Below are 14,510 nucleotides of genomic sequence, written 5' to 3'. Positions count from 1 at the left end.
TGTTGACCCCTTAACGCTTTGCCGATACAACACCGTTAACTGATCAACGGTGTGTCGAGAATTACGATGAATATGGTAGAGCGGAAATTCTCACCGAGCGATATTGAGCGCTTTGCGAGTGTTGCACCCGCCACCCTACGTGGGTGGCGGCATCGTGGCATCCTAAAAGGCTTTGGCGAAGAGCAAGCCAACGGGAGATGGCTGTATTCAGGAACCGAAGTCCTGACGATGGCAATCGGACAGCACCTCATGGCGGCTGCTGTCGATCTTCAATACGGCCTATGGATCGGATGGACGGTTTCAATTGACGTATCTCGAACAGTTTCTGGCATTCGTGACGACGGTTATACGCCAAGGAAGCTTATGGCTTTCTGGACAACCGAGGCGGGCAATCCAAAGATCATTAATGAAGGCTGGCAGCTCCAATGGAAAGAATTGGATAACGTCGCAGCCTTTGAAGAAATCAATGCGTCGTCTTGCACCATTGTGAACATTCCTGTGCTGGCGAGCGCGATACCCACCGAATTTCAGAAGTATATGCGAGGCGACGAATGATGCCTGACCGCGCTTCCCTTTTGCCAGACTATACCACGCCTGCCGATCTGGCTGCGCATCTTGGTATGTCCGAGCGCAAGGTCAGCGACGAGGTTCGCGCGCTAGGCGCTTATGCAAAGTGCGGTAGGAAAGTCATCATGTGGCCTGACCATGTGGCAACCTTCATGGAGGCGATCCGATGCCCCTCAAGCTCCACCAGCGCAACAAGGTCTGGCACTACCGGGGCACCGTCGCCGGAAGGCTCATACGAGGATCTACGCGCACAGAGGACCGAAAGATCGCCCAAAGGATCGCGGCGGAAGTCGAAGCGCGCGCCTGGAAAGGTCATCTCGATGGACCGGAGGCAGGGGTGACGTTCGCACAAGCCGCCATCGCCTATCGTGCTGCTGAAAAGCCAACGCGCTTCCTTGATCGTATTGAAGATCATTGGAAGGACACGCTTCTGCGCAAAATCACGACCGGCGCTATTCGTCAGTCTGCGATCAACCTCTACCCCGACGCCAAGGCCGCGACCCGCAATCGACAGGTGATCGTGCCGACCCACGCCATCATCAACCACGCCGCCGATCTGGGCTGGTGTGCGCCAATGAAGGCCAAGCGGTTTCAGGAAGATCGTGTAGAGAAAAGGCCCGCGACGCTAGAATGGGTCAAGGCGTTCGCAGCACAGGCTGAGGCCGATGGTCTGCCCCATCTGGCAGCTCTGTGCCTGTTCATGTTCGGCACCGGCGCGCGACGTGGTGAAGCCTGTAGCCTGACATGGGGCGACGTTGACTTTGACGAACGCACCGCCGCGATCAACTCGACCAAGACCAAGATGCGCCGCACAGCACACCTACCGCGTGAGGTTGTCGTCGCACTGGCAAACGTTCCGTCGAACCGGAACCCCGGTGACACCGTGTTCGGCTATGCCAGCGGTGAGAGCGTCGGCCAAGTTTGGGGCAACGTCGCAGAACGCGCGGGCATCGAAGCCCTGACACCGCATTCCTGCCGCCACGGCTTCGCAACGACGATGCTGCACAACGGGATCGACGTGAAGACCGTAGCAGAACGCGGCGGCTGGAAAGAACCGGCAACGGTCCTCAAGCACTACGCACACGCCATGACCGACCGCACCGTGACGGACGTTCTTTTTGGCACAGAATTGGCACACGACGCCAATACCAACCTACTAACTGTCAGTAATGAAAGGAAAATTTCAAAATGACACACACCCTTCGTTGGGGAAGGGTGTCCCGCTGACGCATCTATGCCGCTCCCTGCGTTCCGGCAACTGCAAACTTGCGAAGCTTGTCGCTTTCGGGTGAACAAGCGCCGCACAACGAGTGGAAAGGCCCGCCCATGCACGTCGTCACCCTGATATCCGCCACCCGGCTGGATCCCGCTTTCGTGGATGCCCTGCGCAACGCCTGGGGCGGCGGCGATGCGATCTGGCTGCACGAAACGAGCGCGGCGGAATTCCGTGTGACCGCCGTGCCGGACAATCAATGGAACGTCTGGGCCGAGGCGCAGAAGATGGGTGTGGACCTTGTAATCCAGCCTGAAAAGGGGCGACGCAAGTCGGTGCTGATCGCCGATATGGACAGCACGATGATCGGTCAGGAATGCATCGACGAGTTAGCCGATGTGGCGGGCGTCGGCGTGCGGGTGAAGGACATCACCGCCCGCGCGATGAACGGAGAGTTGGACTTCGAGGACGCCCTGCGCGAGCGCGTGTCGCTCCTGAAGGGTCTGTCCACGGATATCATCACGCGTGTCTGGCAGGACCGGATCACCCTGACGCCGGGTGGCCCGGAGCTGCTGGCGACGATGCGGCGCGATGGGGCCTACTGCGCGCTCGTCTCTGGCGGCTTTACGCAGTTCACCAAGCGCGTGGCCGAACGCCTTGGATTCGACGAGCACCGCGCCAATACGTTGATCGAGGCGAACGGAACCCTGACAGGCGCAGTCGGCAGCCCGATCCTTGGCCGTGACGCGAAGGTCAGCGCCTTGGAAGAGATCTGCGCGATGCGCGGAGTACGCGTTTCCGACGCGATGGCGGTGGGCGACGGCGCGAACGATCTGGGCATGTTGCATCTGGCGGGGGCCGGTGTCGCGTTGCACGCCAAGCCGATCGTCGCCGCAGAGGTGGATCGCCGGATCAACCACGGCGATCTGACGGCCTTGTTGTATCTTCAAGGCTATAGCGCGGACGAATTCGCAATTGGCTGATCGGCCCTGCGGGGCAGGTATTTAGCAGAACGATGAAGCAGACGGGTCAGTCGCAAAAACCAGTGGCGCGCCGGATCGCGCCCACAGGTTCACCCGCGCGGTTGAGGATCGGCGCATCGATCAGATCGGTGACAGCAGGGTCGGTGGCGGCCAGAACGCCCAGCTTTACAAGGATCGCCGCCATCGCCGCATCGGCCCCGCGCCCCGCGCCATCCGCGATCTTCAGGGCAACCCCCATGCGCAATTCCGGCAGCATGGCGACGTAGACGCCTTCGGCGCCGATCTTCACCGCGGCCTTGCCCTTAGCGGCCTCCATCAGCCGCGTGGTCGCCTTGCCGGTTCCGGCCACCAACCACGGATGCGCCATCATCGCGTCACGCAAGGCCGCCATCGCCGACTGCCGCGCGCCCTGCCCTTCGGTTGCGGTAGCAAAGGCCGTCATCGCGCGGGCAAGACCGCTGACGCTGGTGGCGAAGTTCGGGGCCGCACAGCCGTCGATGCCGAAGCCGGGGCTGTTCTCTTGCGTGACCTCCTCGAACGCGGCGCGTACGGCTTTTTGCACCGGGCCGTTGGGATCGACGTAGGCCCCTTTCGCGCCAAGATGCCGCTGGAAATGCAGAAACCCGGCGTGCTTGCCAGAGCATTGGTTGTGCGCCTGATCGGGACTGCCGCCCGCTCGGATCATGGCGTGCTTGGCCTCTCGGTCGCGCGGCGCTTCGTGGCCGCACAGGAAGTCATCGTCGGAGTAGCCCTGCTCGGTGATCCAGTCGCGCACTGCCGCAACATGCTCCGGCGCGCCTTCGTGGCTTGCGCAGGCCAGTGCCAGGCGTTCGGTAGACAGCTTCACGCCCGCCTCGACCATCGGCAGCGCCTGTAGCATCTTGCAAGACGAACGCGGGAAAATGATCGCATCGGGATCGCCCCACGCGTGAACGACCTGTCCGGTGTCGTCCATGACGACCGCATGGCCGCGATGGATGCTCTCGCTCAGGTCACCGCGCCAAAGCTCGATCAGGGGGGTCGCATCGGCCAAACTTCGCTCTCCTATCCGTGAAAGCGATTTTTCGCCGCAAGGGCTTTCAAAAATCGCCTGATTGACGCTAAGATTGCATCGCGAAATTGGAATTGGAACCGGTGTCAGAGCGCGCCCCGACAAGAGGGTGCATCCAACCGGTCAGAGGCAGTTGCGAGCTGGAGGCTCTTTTACGGATGAAAGCACTTATCGGATCGGTCGCCGTGGCACTGACGATGACGGCAGGCGCGGCGCTTGCGCAGGACGAAAGCACCAACCGGGTAGCCGTAGAGACAGCTTGGAGCGTGTTCGTCGAGGACGATCCCAAGGAATGCTGGAGCGTGTCCAGCCCTACCAACACGGTGAATACGCGCGGTGGGCAGACCGTTTCGGTCCGGCGTGGCGATATCCTGCTGTTCGTGACCTACCGTCCCGGCGCCGATGTGAACGGCGAAGTGTCGTTCACCGGCGGTTATCCTTTTGCTGATGGATCGACCGTGAACCTGAACATCGGCGGCACCGAATTCGAACTGGGCACCGAAGGCGAATGGGCCTGGCCGCAGGATGCGTCAGCAGATCAGCAGATCGTGGCGGCGCTGAAGCGCGGAGCAGACGCGGTACTGACGGCGCGCTCGTCACGCGGAACGCAGACGCAGGACACGTTCTCCTTGTTCGGCTTTACCGCCGCGCTGGACGAAGCGGCGGGTCGCTGCAACTAAACCGCGCCGGGGTTTATCCGATGTAACGGATCGCCTATATGCGGGCGATCCGAACACGAGAGTAGCCCGATGACCGCGCCAACGCCCGTCACTCCGCCCGTCACGCCAGATGTGCTAACTATCCCGCGCAAGCAGCCAGATGGTGGCAAGCGCAACCTTGTGGGCCTGCCCCGCGATGCCATGCGCGCGGCCCTGATCGAGATGGGCACGCCTGAAAAACAGGCCAAGATGCGCGTGGGCCAGATCTGGGCGTGGATCTACGAACGGGGCGTACGCGATTTCGACCAGATGACGAACCTGTCCAAGGCCTATCGCGCCGAGCTGGCCGAGACGTTCGAGATCACCATCCCCGAGATCGTGCGCAAGGCAGAGTCAGAGGACGGCACCCGCAAGTATCTGGTGCGGATCGCTGGCGGGCATGAGGTCGAAACCGTCTACATCCCCGAGGAAGGGAGGGGCACGCTGTGCATCTCCAGCCAAGTGGGCTGCACGCTGACCTGTTCGTTCTGCCATACCGGCACGCAAAAGCTGGTGCGCAACCTGACGGCGGCGGAAATCGTCGGCCAGGTCATGCTGGCCCGCGACGATCTGGGCGAATGGCCCGAACCCGGGCACCACCCGAAGAACGAGACGCGCCTGCTGTCGAACATCGTTCTGATGGGCATGGGGGAGCCACTGTACAACTTCGAGAACGTGCGCGACGCGATGAAGATCGCGATGGACCCCGAAGGCATCAGCCTGTCGCGCCGCCGGATCACCTTGTCGACCAGCGGTGTGGTACCTGAAATCGCGCGCACGGCGGAAGAGATCGGCTGCCTGCTGGCGGTGTCCTTCCATGCGACAACCGACGAGGTGCGCGACCGCCTTGTGCCGATCAACAAACGCTGGAACATCGAAAAGCTGCTGGAGGCTTTGCGCGCCTATCCCAAGCTGTCGAACTCCGAACGGATCACGTTCGAATACGTGATGCTGGCGGGCGTGAACGACAGCGACGAAGACGCGCATCGTTTGATCGAGTTGATCCGCGGCATCCCAGCCAAGATCAACTTGATCCCCTTCAACGAATGGCCGGGGACCGAACACAAGCGTTCTTCCAACAACCGCATCCGCGCTTTCGCCGACATCATCTACAAGGCTGGCTATGCGTCCCCAATCCGCACCCCCCGCGGTGAGGATATCATGGCCGCCTGCGGGCAGTTGAAATCCGACACCGAGCGTGAGCGGAAGTCCAGACGCCAGATCGAGGCAGAGACCGGGGCCGCGTGAAATCGCACCTTTGCGGCGAACTGGCGCGGGAACGCAGACTGCATCACGGGCTTTGAACCTTCGAAGCAATCGAAGGACGAAAGACATGAGCAATCACTATTCCGAAGGCGACACGGTCGAATGGGACTGGGGCAACGGCACCGCGCAGGCGACCGTGAAGCAGAAATATACCCAGAAGCGCACGCTGAAGATCGACGGTAACGAGGTCACGCGCGACGCATCCGATGACGAACCGGCCTACAAGCTGGAGCAGGACGACGGCAGCATCGTCCTGAAATCGCACAGCGAATTGCGCAAGGCCTAAGCTCTAATCACCCGTCATACGCGGGTCCATCATGCCTTCCTTGATACCGAAGCGGATCAACATCACGTTCACGGGATAGGCGGCCAGAAGACCGAAGGAGAGCGAGACGATCAGTGCGGACCAGAACAATGGCTCGCCGATCGTCGCGTCTCCGGAAATCAGAATGTCGGACCCGATCGCGACGGCTTCCATCACCACGATAGAAGGCGTTTCGGCGATGAGTGCATCCTTCAGGGCGGGCCGGAACTTGGTGCCTTCCTGCATCATCGGCCCAACCGTCAGCAGAATGCCGAAGGTAAAGGCTAGTGTGAAGGTGATCAGCGCCACACCCCACGTGGGTGCCGCGATAACACCGACGGCGACCGTGACGCCGATGATCTCACCCATCCCGCAGCCCGAGTAGCAATGCGCCACGGACCGCGCGCCACGTCGCCAGATGCCATCGTCGGAGATCTCCTTGCGACCCGTCAGCCAGTAGACCGCCAGTCCGACAGGGCCGGAGTAGACGACCGTCAGCGCCCAGACGACCTTCATCAGAGACATCAGATGCGCGTTCTTGCTGCGCAGGTCCCGGATCAGGATCACCAGACTGGGAATCGTCAGAACCAGCCAACCGGCCAGGAACCACCAGGTCGAGAGCAGAGCCATCGGCAAACCTTTCGCACATCAGATGGCGTTCCAATGGAAAGCCCGCCCGTGCGGTTCCGATCAGCGGCCCGGAACGGCGTCCCGTGTGGTGCCGACCCCGTCCCAATTCTCGATGGCGGCGATCGCCTCGTCCGCCGTTTCGACGAAGCGGAACAGGTCCAGATCCTCGGGCGCGATGGTGCCGGCCTTGGCGAGCGCCTCGAAGTTCACGACCGACTCCCAGAACTCACGTCCGAACAGAAGCACGGGCACACGCTGCATCCGGCCCGTCTGGATCAGCGTCAGACACTCGAACAACTCGTCCATCGTCCCGAAACCGCCCGGGAAGACGCAGACCGCGCGGGCGCGCAGCAGGAAGTGCATCTTGCGCACGGCGAAGTAGTGGAAGTTGAAGCACAGGCCGGGGGTGACGTATTCATTCGGCGCCTGTTCATGCGGCAGCACGATGTTCAGCCCGATGGATTGGCCGCCCGCGTCCGCAGCACCGCGATTGCCCGCTTCCATCACGCCGGGACCACCGCCCGTCACGATGACGTTCTGCTTGCCGTAGCTTCGCATCGACAGTTCGGTCATCGCCTTGGCGAAGGCGCGTGCCTCTGCGTAGTAGGCCGCCATCTTGCCCACAGCCTCATTCGGAGCATCTTCGGCGCTTTCGCGGATACGCGCACCACCGAACAGAACGATGGTGGATTCGATCCCCTTCTCGGCCAGGATCATCTCTGGCTTCATGAGCTCCAGCTGCAAGCGCAGGGGGCGCAATTCCGGACTGCACAGGAACTCGTCATCCGCGAAGGCCAGCTTGTAGGCCGGCGCCCGCGTCTGCGGCGTGTCGGGGATTTCCGCCGCGGTCTTGCGGTCGGTGGGGGCGTCGCGGAAGGGCGACCGGCCACGGGACGATGCGGGACTCTCGGACATGGGGGCTCCATCAGTTGCAGGGCGCAGATACCGGCCCTATAGCCATCGGGCCAGAGCGAATGACACAATAGCCCCGAGGATCCCATGGCCCATACCCAGCTTGAAGACGCCATCGAAACCGCGTGGGAGGCCCGCGCCGACATCACGCCCGCCACCGGTGGCGAGACCCGCGAAGCCATCGAAGAGACGTTGGACGCACTGGACCGCGGCGAACTGCGCGTGGCGGAAAAGCGTGATGGCGAATGGCACGTGAACCAATGGGCCAAGAAGGCCGTGCTGCTGGGCTTTCGCATCCGCGATATGGAATTGCAGCCGGGCGGTCCGCAGGGCGGCGGCTGGTGGGACAAGGTGGACAGCAAGTTTGCCGGTTGGGGCGACCAGCGCTGGCGCGAGGCTGGCTTTCGCGCCGTGCCGAACGCCGTCGTGCGCAAGTCCGCCTACATCGCGCCGGGCGTGGTGCTGATGCCGTCCTTCGTGAACCTGGGCGCATACGTCGACGAGGGCACGATGGTCGACACCTGGGCTACCGTCGGGTCCTGCGCTCAGATCGGCAAGAACGTCCACCTGTCCGGCGGCGTCGGCATCGGTGGGGTGTTAGAGCCGTTGCAGGCCGACCCCACGATCATCGAAGACAACTGCTTCATCGGCGCACGGTCGGAAGTCGTCGAAGGCTGCATCGTCCGTGAAGGCGCGGTGCTGGGCATGGGCGTCTATATCGGCAAGTCCACCAAGATCGTGGACCGCGAGACCGGCGAAGTGATGTACGGCGAGGTGCCGCCCTATTCGGTGGTCGTCTCTGGCTCGATGCCGACGAAGAACGACCTGAACCTCTATTGCGCGGTGATCGTGAAGCGGGTGGATGAAAAGACCCGCTCGAAGACGGCGATCAACGAGCTTCTGCGAGACTGACGGATGGGGGCTCTGCCCCCGCCGCTGGCGCGGCTCCCCCGAGGTATTTCGGGAACGATGAAGGGCAGAGGAGCGTCATGATCAGAGGTTCTGCTGAAGATTAAAACGGCGATCGGGCGGTTTTGTGAAACCGATCCGGCGCGGGACGGTTAAGCGGTCATGTTCGAAAACCTTCCCGTCCCGATCCTCTTTGGCGTCTTCTTCGTCGCCTGTATGGCCGTCGTCCTGTCGTCGATTAAAGCGACGCGGCTGGCCGATATCATCGCTGATCGCACCAAGATGGGCGAGGCGATGGCGGGCGGCCTGATCCTCGGCGGCGCGACATCGCTGGCGGGTGTGGTGGTTTCGGTGGACGCCGCATTGGGCGGAGACGCCTCTTTCGCCTTCTCGAACGCCGTGGGTGGGATCGCGGCGCAGACGCTGTTCCTGGCGCTGGCCGACACAATCTACAAGAAGGTCAATCTGGAACACGCGGCAGCAGAGCCGACGAACCTGTTTCAGGGCGTCATGCTTATCGTGCTGCTGTCCATGCCTCTTTGCGCTCTGGCGGGGCCGGATGTCGCGTATTTCGGGGTGCACCCGATCTCTGTCATCCTGTTTCTTGCCTACCTGTATGGCGTCGGTGTGTCTTCAAACGTGGCCGAGAACCCGATGTGGAAGCCGGTCCAGACCTCCGACACGCGCGAAGATGAGCCCGAAGACGACGCGGAGCCGGATAAGTCGGCGCGCGGCCCCATCCTAAGGTTCGTCGGGCTTGTCGCGATCATGGGCGCGGGCGGCTGGGTCATCAGTCAGGTTGGCGGCACCTTCATCACACGGTTCGGGCTGACCTCCAGTCTCGTCGGCTCGCTGATTACCGCCGTCGTAACCTCCCTGCCCGAACTGGTTACCACGCTGGTCGCCGTGCGCCGTGGAGCGCTGCAACTGGCCGTGGGCGGCATCATCGGCGGCAACACTTTCGACACATTGTTCCTTGTCGCCTCGGACGTCGCCTATCGCGACGGCTCGCTTTACCACGCGATCGGCACGTCGGACCTGTATTGGTTGGGCACCGGCATCCTGATGACATCTGTCTTGCTGGCCGGGCTGATCGCGCGGCAACGTCGCGGGCCGGGTGGAATCGGTGTGGAATCGGTCGCGATGCTGGCGATCTATCTGACCGCTGCGTTCTTCGAAGTTTTTGGTTGATTATCACGGAACCGCGAGCGTGTTGCGACGTTCTGTCCCCAACATCCCGCATTTTGCGGGCCTGAATTCATCGAAAGGAACTAAGTATGGGCTGGCTTGCAGCTATTATCGTCGGAGGTCTGGCCGGTTGGCTGGCCGAGAAATTCATGAAGTCCAACATGGGCCTTCTGATGAACATCGGTCTGGGCATCGTCGGTGCCATCCTCTTCAACTTCATCTTCGGAACGCTTCTCGGCCTCTACGCCGCGGGTGCCAGCTTCAGCATCGGTTACCTGATTGCTGGTTTCATCGGCGCCTGTCTGCTGATCTGGATCGTCCGGATGGTACGCGGTCGCGCCTGACGCCGCCTCCATCCCGATTTGCAAAGGCCGCGCCCCATGGGTGCGGCCTTTCGCTTGACAGGGGCGCGCGCATCTCCGACGCACAGCCCATGAAACGCACGCAATCTGTTTTCACCCTGCTGGTCGAAGTCGGCCGTTCCCCAGACGATGGCTTGCCCAAGCGCGCCACCGGCGCCGCCTTGCTGTGTTATGCCAGCGGCGTGGACGAGGCAGAGGCGGTGCGCGAAACCGTGGCCGTTTTGAAGCAGGCAGAGATGTCGCCGCTGGATGTGACCGGCTACGGCACGTTGGCCGAGCGTGAAGCAGAGGGCCATGAGATCGACGCCGACGAGCGCGTTCTGATGGAACGCGCCTTGGCCGAAAACGCCGTCATCGTCGCGCAGGCCACGCCGTTCTATCCCGAAGACGACTAGTCGAACCGTTTGCCGCCGCGCGCTTTCCGGTTAAGTCAGGGCGCAGGCAGGTAGGAGCGCGCGATGACAACGGACCCGGTGGAACTGACCCAGGATTTGATCCGACACGCTTCTGTCACACCCGATGCCGCCGCGCCGATCACGATGCTGGCCAATCTGCTGCAGGATGCGGGCTTCGTCTGCACGCGCGTGGATCGCAACGGCATCGCCAACCTTTATGCGCGCTCTGGCGGACACGGACCGGTGCTGGGCTTCAACGGTCATGTGGATGTGGTGCCTGTCGGCAACCCCGATGACTGGACGAGCGACCCTTTCGGGGCAGAGCTGCGCGACGGCGTGATGTATGGGCGCGGTGCCTGCGACATGAAATCGGGTGTCGCGGCTTTCGTGGCAGCTGCGGTGGACGCGGCAGAGACTTGCCCGGGATCGCTGGTCCTGACCATCACGGGCGACGAAGAGGGTGACGGGATCGACGGTACCGCCGCGATCCTCGACTGGATGGCCGAGACGAACGAGAAGATGGACGCCTGTATTGTCGGAGAGCCGACCTGTCCCAACCACATGGGCGAGATGATCAAGATCGGGCGTCGCGGCTCTATGACCGCGCGGATCACGGCGCGTGGGTTGCAGGGGCATTCGGCCTATCCCCGGCAGGCCCGCAACCCGATCCACGCGATGATCGCCTACCTTGACCGGTTGATTGCCACCGATCTGGATGACGGCACCGATCACTTCGACCGCACCACCCTGCAGGTGACCGGCTTCGACACAGGCAACGACGCGAACAACGTGATCCCGGCCACCTGCCGCGCGATGGTGAACATCCGCTTCAACGACGCGCACACCGGCGTCGACCTGACGAACTGGCTGCACGCCGAAGCCGAAGTGGTTCGCCGAGAGCATCAAGTTCCGCTGGAACTGGACGTCTCCGTGTCCGGCGAAAGCTTTGTGACACCTCCCGGAAGGCTCAGCGAGACCGTGCAGAAAGCGGTGGAAGAGGTGACCGGCAACGTTCCGGTCCTGTCCACGACGGGCGGCACGTCGGACGCGCGCTTCATTCGCCACCATTGCCCGGTGATCGAGGTTGGGCTGGTCGGCGCCACCATGCATCAGGTGGACGAACGCGTCGCCGTGAAGGACATCGTTCAACTGAAAGCAATCTATGACCGCATCATTCGTGGGTATTTCGCGAAATGAGCCTACTGATCTCTTACACCGACGACATCGGGACCTGCCGCGCCCTTCGCCGCGCCGTCTTCATCGATGAGCAGGGCATCGCAGAAGCCGATGAGTGGGACGACCGGGATGGCGAAGCGGCGCATATGCTGGCCTTGTGGTCCGGCCAGCCCATCGGCACGCTGCGCCTGTTCGCGACCAAACCGCAGGCGAGCATGGGGCGCATCTGCGTGCTGGCCGCCCACCGCGGCACCGGCGTGGGGGACGCACTTTGCAACGCCGCGCTGGCCACCCTGCGCGACGTGGACGGCGTAGAGCGTGTGAAGCTTGGCGCGCAGTTGCATGTGGTCGAATTCTACCGCCGCATGGGCTTCGTGCCCGAAGGGCCGATTTACGACGATGCGGACATTCCGCACCGCGATATGGTGTTGGAGTTGCGGACGGAGTGACGCTGCAAGCCGATTGACGGTATGCGCGTTGACGCCGCAACGCCTCCCTGTCGCCTTTCCCGCACGCGTGCTAGATCGACCGATATGGCCAATATACCCACCAAGCAGGACATCCTGAACTGGATCTCCGAGAACCCCACCCAAACCGCCAAGCGCGACATCGCCCGCGCGTTCAGCATAAAGGGTGCCGCGCGGATCGACCTGAAGCGGTTGCTGAAGGAACTGGAATCCGAAGGGCGGCTGGAAAAGCGCAGCAAGACCTACCGCGACCCGGACAGCCTGCCTCCGGTTTCCGTGTGCGAAATCATCGGCCCGGACGCCGACGGCGACATCCATGCCCGCCCGCTGGAATGGCAGGGCGACGGCGCAGAGCCGCGCATTTTGGTGGTGGAACGGCGATCCGATCCGGCGCTGGGTGCCGGTGACCGGGCGCTTTTGCGGCTGACAAAGGTCACCAACGAGACGCACGCCTATGAGGGCCGCCTGATCCGCAAGATCGGGCGCAGTGTCGCGCGGATGCTGGGTATCTACCGCGCCGAAAGCGATGGCGGGCGGATCGTGCCGATCGACAAGGGTTCGGACAAGGAGTGGCTGGTCCGCGCTGGCGAAACCCACGGCGCCAAGGACGGCGAGCTGGTCGAGGCTGAACGCGCAGGGCCGAAGGACCGCATGGGCCTGCCCCGCGCCCGCGTCGTGGATCGTCTGGGCGACCCCACCGCACCGCGCGCCGTGTCGCTGATCGCCATCCACCAGCACGGCATCCCCGACCACTTCCCCGACGAGGTGATCGCAGAGGCCGAAGCCGCCGAACCCGTTACCTTGGGCGACCGCACCGACCTCCGGGACGTGCCGCTGATCACCATCGACCCCAGCGATGCCCGCGACCACGACGACGCCGTCCACGCCGCGCCGGATACCGATCCGGCCAACCCCGGCGGCCACATCCTGTGGGTCGCCATCGCCGACGTGGCCCACTACGTGCCGCCCGGCTCTGCCCTGGACAATGAGGCCCGCAAGCGCGGCAACTCCACCTATTTCCCCGACCGCGTCGTACCGATGCTGCCAGAGGCGCTGTCGGGCGATTTATGCTCCTTGCACGAGGGCATGGAACGCGCCTGCATCGCCGTGCGGATGGTCCTGTCCGAAGACGGCACCAAGATCGCGCACCAATTCCACCGGGGCCTGATGAAGTCCCACGCGTCGCTGTCCTACGAGCAGGCGCAGGCCGCGCAGGACGGCGAGCCGGACGAACAGACCGCGCCGCTGGCCGATACCGTGATCGCCCCGCTCTACGCCGCCTATGAGGCTCTGCGCACCGCCCGCGCCCGTCGCCAGCCGCTGGAACTGGATCTGCCGGAACGCCGAATCGAGCTTAGCCCCGAGGGTCGCGTCACCTCTGTCGCGTTTCGCGAGCGGCTGGATGCCCACAAGCTGATCGAAGAGTTCATGGTGCTGGCCAACGTCGCCGCCGCCGAGGAGCTGGGCAAGCGCAAGCAATCGCTGCTGTATCGCGTCCACGAAGAACCGTCGCCCGAGAAGCTGGAGGCGCTGCGCGAAGTGGCGCAGGCGTCTGGCCTGACGCTTGCCAAAGGGCAAGTGCTGCAAACCCGCCACCTGAACCAGCTGCTCGCGCAGGCCGAAGGATCAGACAACGACGAGCTGATCAACATCAGCACCCTGCGCGCCATGACGCAGGCGTATTATGCACCCGAAAACTTCGGCCACTTCGGGCTGGCCCTGCGCAACTACGCGCATTTCACCTCACCCATCCGCCGATACGCCGATCTTATCGTCCACCGTGCTCTGATCGCCGCGCATCGCTGGGGCGACGACGGGTTGACGCCACTGGATACCGAACGTCTGTCCGAAACGGGCGAGTGGATCAGCACCACGGAACGCCGCTCTATGGTGGCAGAGCGTGACACCACCGACCGCTACCTTGCCGCCTTCCTGTCAGAGCGTGTGGGGTCAGAGATCGGCGGGCGCATCTCTGGCATCCAGCGCTTCGGCGTCTTTGTGAAGCTGGACGACACTGGTGCGGATGGGCTGGTGCCGTTCCGCAGCCTTGGCGAGTACTTCCACTACGACGCCGAGACGCAGACCGCGATGGGGTCCGACAGCGGCATGGTTCTGGGCCTGGGCCAGCGCGTAACGGCCCGCATCGCAGAGGCCGTTCCCGTCACGGGCGGACTGGTGCTGGACCTGGTCGACGTGGACGGCAACGCACCCGCTACCGGGCGCGCGTCACACGGCAAACCGCCCAGGCGCGGACCACCCCGCGCGAAGGGAAAGGCCAAGGCGAAAGCCAAGGCCAAGGCGCGCAAGGTCAAACGCACCCGTCGCGGATGACGGGTTTTCGTTGATCTTCGCCCCAGCCCGCGCGACGCATCAGAAAACGGAGACCAAA

The 14,510-nt window shown here is 63.2% G+C and carries 16 protein-coding genes; 13 read left to right on the top strand and 3 right to left on the bottom strand.

All coding sequences use genetic code 11. The features are described 5' to 3' along the window. Positions 1-51: 51 nt before the first annotated feature. The 3 genes from FIU81_RS01135 to serB all read left to right on the top strand — a co-directional run bounded on the left by FIU81_RS01135 (position 52) and on the right by serB (position 2,763). Positions 52-555 (top strand): hypothetical protein, encoded by a 504-nt coding sequence (locus FIU81_RS01135; protein ID WP_124111091.1) that lies wholly within the window; start codon positions 52-54, stop codon positions 553-555. A gap of 178 nt (positions 556-733) precedes the next feature. Beyond that, complete coding sequence (locus tag FIU81_RS01130; protein ID WP_124111092.1) at positions 734-1,759, top strand: tyrosine-type recombinase/integrase; 1,026 nt, start codon at positions 734-736, stop codon at positions 1,757-1,759. Between the two features lie 134 nt (positions 1,760-1,893). After that, on the top strand, positions 1,894-2,763 hold the full coding sequence (gene serB, locus FIU81_RS01125; RefSeq protein WP_124111093.1) for a phosphoserine phosphatase SerB: 870 nt from the start codon (positions 1,894-1,896) through the stop codon (positions 2,761-2,763). Positions 2,764-2,809: 46 nt separating this feature from the next. Here serB and FIU81_RS01120 read toward each other — a convergent pair whose 3' ends face one another. After that, complete coding sequence (locus tag FIU81_RS01120) at positions 2,810-3,796, bottom strand: asparaginase (protein WP_254695965.1); 987 nt, start codon at positions 3,794-3,796, stop codon at positions 2,810-2,812. Positions 3,797-3,972: 176 nt separating this feature from the next. Between FIU81_RS01120 and FIU81_RS01115 the strand changes: the two genes are divergently transcribed. From FIU81_RS01115 to FIU81_RS01105, 3 genes are all read left to right on the top strand, one after another. Beyond that, complete coding sequence (locus tag FIU81_RS01115; protein WP_124111094.1) at positions 3,973-4,494, top strand: invasion associated locus B family protein; 522 nt, start codon at positions 3,973-3,975, stop codon at positions 4,492-4,494. A gap of 69 nt (positions 4,495-4,563) precedes the next feature. After that, positions 4,564-5,760, top strand: coding sequence for a 23S rRNA (adenine(2503)-C(2))-methyltransferase RlmN (gene rlmN, locus FIU81_RS01110; RefSeq protein WP_124111095.1), 1,197 nt, complete (start codon positions 4,564-4,566; stop codon positions 5,758-5,760). Positions 5,761-5,845: 85 nt separating this feature from the next. Continuing rightward, positions 5,846-6,064 carry a DUF2945 domain-containing protein gene (locus FIU81_RS01105; RefSeq protein ID WP_124111096.1) on the top strand — a complete coding sequence of 73 codons (219 nt, stop codon included), beginning with the start codon at positions 5,846-5,848 and terminating at the stop codon, positions 6,062-6,064. A 3-nt stretch (positions 6,065-6,067) separates the two neighbouring features. Here the strand turns inward: FIU81_RS01105 and FIU81_RS01100 are convergent, their stop codons facing one another. Further along, positions 6,068-6,712 carry a DUF4396 domain-containing protein gene (locus tag FIU81_RS01100; RefSeq protein ID WP_124111097.1) on the bottom strand — a complete coding sequence of 215 codons (645 nt, stop codon included), beginning with the start codon at positions 6,710-6,712 and terminating at the stop codon, positions 6,068-6,070. A 60-nt stretch (positions 6,713-6,772) separates the two neighbouring features. After that, positions 6,773-7,627: a TIGR00730 family Rossman fold protein gene (locus FIU81_RS01095; RefSeq protein WP_124111098.1), complete on the bottom strand. Its 855-nt coding sequence runs from the start codon at positions 7,625-7,627 to the stop codon at positions 6,773-6,775. 84 nt (positions 7,628-7,711) lie between these two features. Here FIU81_RS01095 and dapD point away from each other — a divergent pair, with 84 nt between their 5' ends. The 7 genes from dapD to rnr all read left to right on the top strand — a co-directional run bounded on the left by dapD (position 7,712) and on the right by rnr (position 14,452). After that, on the top strand, positions 7,712-8,536 hold the full coding sequence (dapD, locus tag FIU81_RS01090; protein WP_124111099.1) for a 2,3,4,5-tetrahydropyridine-2,6-dicarboxylate N-succinyltransferase: 825 nt from the start codon (positions 7,712-7,714) through the stop codon (positions 8,534-8,536). Between the two features lie 159 nt (positions 8,537-8,695). After that, positions 8,696-9,724, top strand: a complete 1,029-nt coding sequence (locus FIU81_RS01085; RefSeq protein WP_124111100.1) for a sodium:calcium antiporter — start codon at positions 8,696-8,698, stop codon at positions 9,722-9,724. An 86-nt stretch (positions 9,725-9,810) separates the two neighbouring features. After that, entirely contained in the window at positions 9,811-10,065 is a 255-nt protein-coding gene (locus FIU81_RS01080; RefSeq protein WP_124111101.1) for a GlsB/YeaQ/YmgE family stress response membrane protein, read from the top strand. 89 nt (positions 10,066-10,154) lie between these two features. Continuing rightward, complete coding sequence (locus tag FIU81_RS01075) at positions 10,155-10,478, top strand: hypothetical protein (RefSeq protein WP_124111102.1); 324 nt, start codon at positions 10,155-10,157, stop codon at positions 10,476-10,478. A gap of 63 nt (positions 10,479-10,541) precedes the next feature. Beyond that, positions 10,542-11,675, top strand: a complete 1,134-nt coding sequence (gene dapE / locus FIU81_RS01070; protein WP_124111103.1) for a succinyl-diaminopimelate desuccinylase — start codon at positions 10,542-10,544, stop codon at positions 11,673-11,675. Continuing rightward, positions 11,672-12,103 (top strand): GNAT family N-acetyltransferase, encoded by a 432-nt coding sequence (locus tag FIU81_RS01065; RefSeq protein ID WP_124111104.1) that lies wholly within the window; start codon positions 11,672-11,674, stop codon positions 12,101-12,103. The genes dapE and FIU81_RS01065 overlap by 4 nt, the downstream gene beginning before the upstream one ends. Positions 12,104-12,187: 84 nt before the next feature. Next, on the top strand, positions 12,188-14,452 hold the full coding sequence (rnr, locus tag FIU81_RS01060; protein ID WP_124111105.1) for a ribonuclease R: 2,265 nt from the start codon (positions 12,188-12,190) through the stop codon (positions 14,450-14,452). Positions 14,453-14,510: the final 58 nt, after the last annotated feature.

The sequence above is a fragment of the Palleronia sp. THAF1 genome (assembly GCF_009363795.1).
Taxonomy (GTDB): Bacteria; Pseudomonadota; Alphaproteobacteria; order Rhodobacterales; family Rhodobacteraceae; genus Palleronia.
The sequence above is the reverse complement of the archived record's forward strand: the minus strand, read 5'-3'. Positions and strand labels throughout refer to the sequence as shown.

What these genes read in the sequence shown, in the direction of transcription:
- FIU81_RS01115 (WP_124111094.1), top strand. Translation starts at nt 3,973, where the DNA reads ATGAAAGCACTTATCGGATCGGTCGCCGTGGCACTGACGATGACGGCA.
- FIU81_RS01080 (WP_124111101.1), top strand. Translation starts at nt 9,811, where the DNA reads ATGGGCTGGCTTGCAGCTATTATCGTCGGAGGTCTGGCCGGTTGGCTG.
- FIU81_RS01095 (WP_124111098.1), bottom strand. Translation starts at nt 7,627, where the DNA reads ATGTCCGAGAGTCCCGCATCGTCCCGTGGCCGGTCGCCCTTCCGCGAC.
- FIU81_RS01105 (WP_124111096.1), top strand. Translation starts at nt 5,846, where the DNA reads ATGAGCAATCACTATTCCGAAGGCGACACGGTCGAATGGGACTGGGGC.
- rnr (WP_124111105.1), top strand. Translation starts at nt 12,188, where the DNA reads ATGGCCAATATACCCACCAAGCAGGACATCCTGAACTGGATCTCCGAG.
- FIU81_RS01085 (WP_124111100.1), top strand. Translation starts at nt 8,696, where the DNA reads ATGTTCGAAAACCTTCCCGTCCCGATCCTCTTTGGCGTCTTCTTCGTC.
- rlmN (WP_124111095.1), top strand. Translation starts at nt 4,564, where the DNA reads ATGACCGCGCCAACGCCCGTCACTCCGCCCGTCACGCCAGATGTGCTA.
- dapD (WP_124111099.1), top strand. Translation starts at nt 7,712, where the DNA reads ATGGCCCATACCCAGCTTGAAGACGCCATCGAAACCGCGTGGGAGGCC.
- FIU81_RS01075 (WP_124111102.1), top strand. Translation starts at nt 10,155, where the DNA reads ATGAAACGCACGCAATCTGTTTTCACCCTGCTGGTCGAAGTCGGCCGT.
- dapE (WP_124111103.1), top strand. Translation starts at nt 10,542, where the DNA reads ATGACAACGGACCCGGTGGAACTGACCCAGGATTTGATCCGACACGCT.
- serB (WP_124111093.1), top strand. Translation starts at nt 1,894, where the DNA reads ATGCACGTCGTCACCCTGATATCCGCCACCCGGCTGGATCCCGCTTTC.
- FIU81_RS01065 (WP_124111104.1), top strand. Translation starts at nt 11,672, where the DNA reads ATGAGCCTACTGATCTCTTACACCGACGACATCGGGACCTGCCGCGCC.
- FIU81_RS01100 (WP_124111097.1), bottom strand. Translation starts at nt 6,712, where the DNA reads ATGGCTCTGCTCTCGACCTGGTGGTTCCTGGCCGGTTGGCTGGTTCTG.
- FIU81_RS01130 (WP_124111092.1), top strand. Translation starts at nt 734, where the DNA reads ATGCCCCTCAAGCTCCACCAGCGCAACAAGGTCTGGCACTACCGGGGC.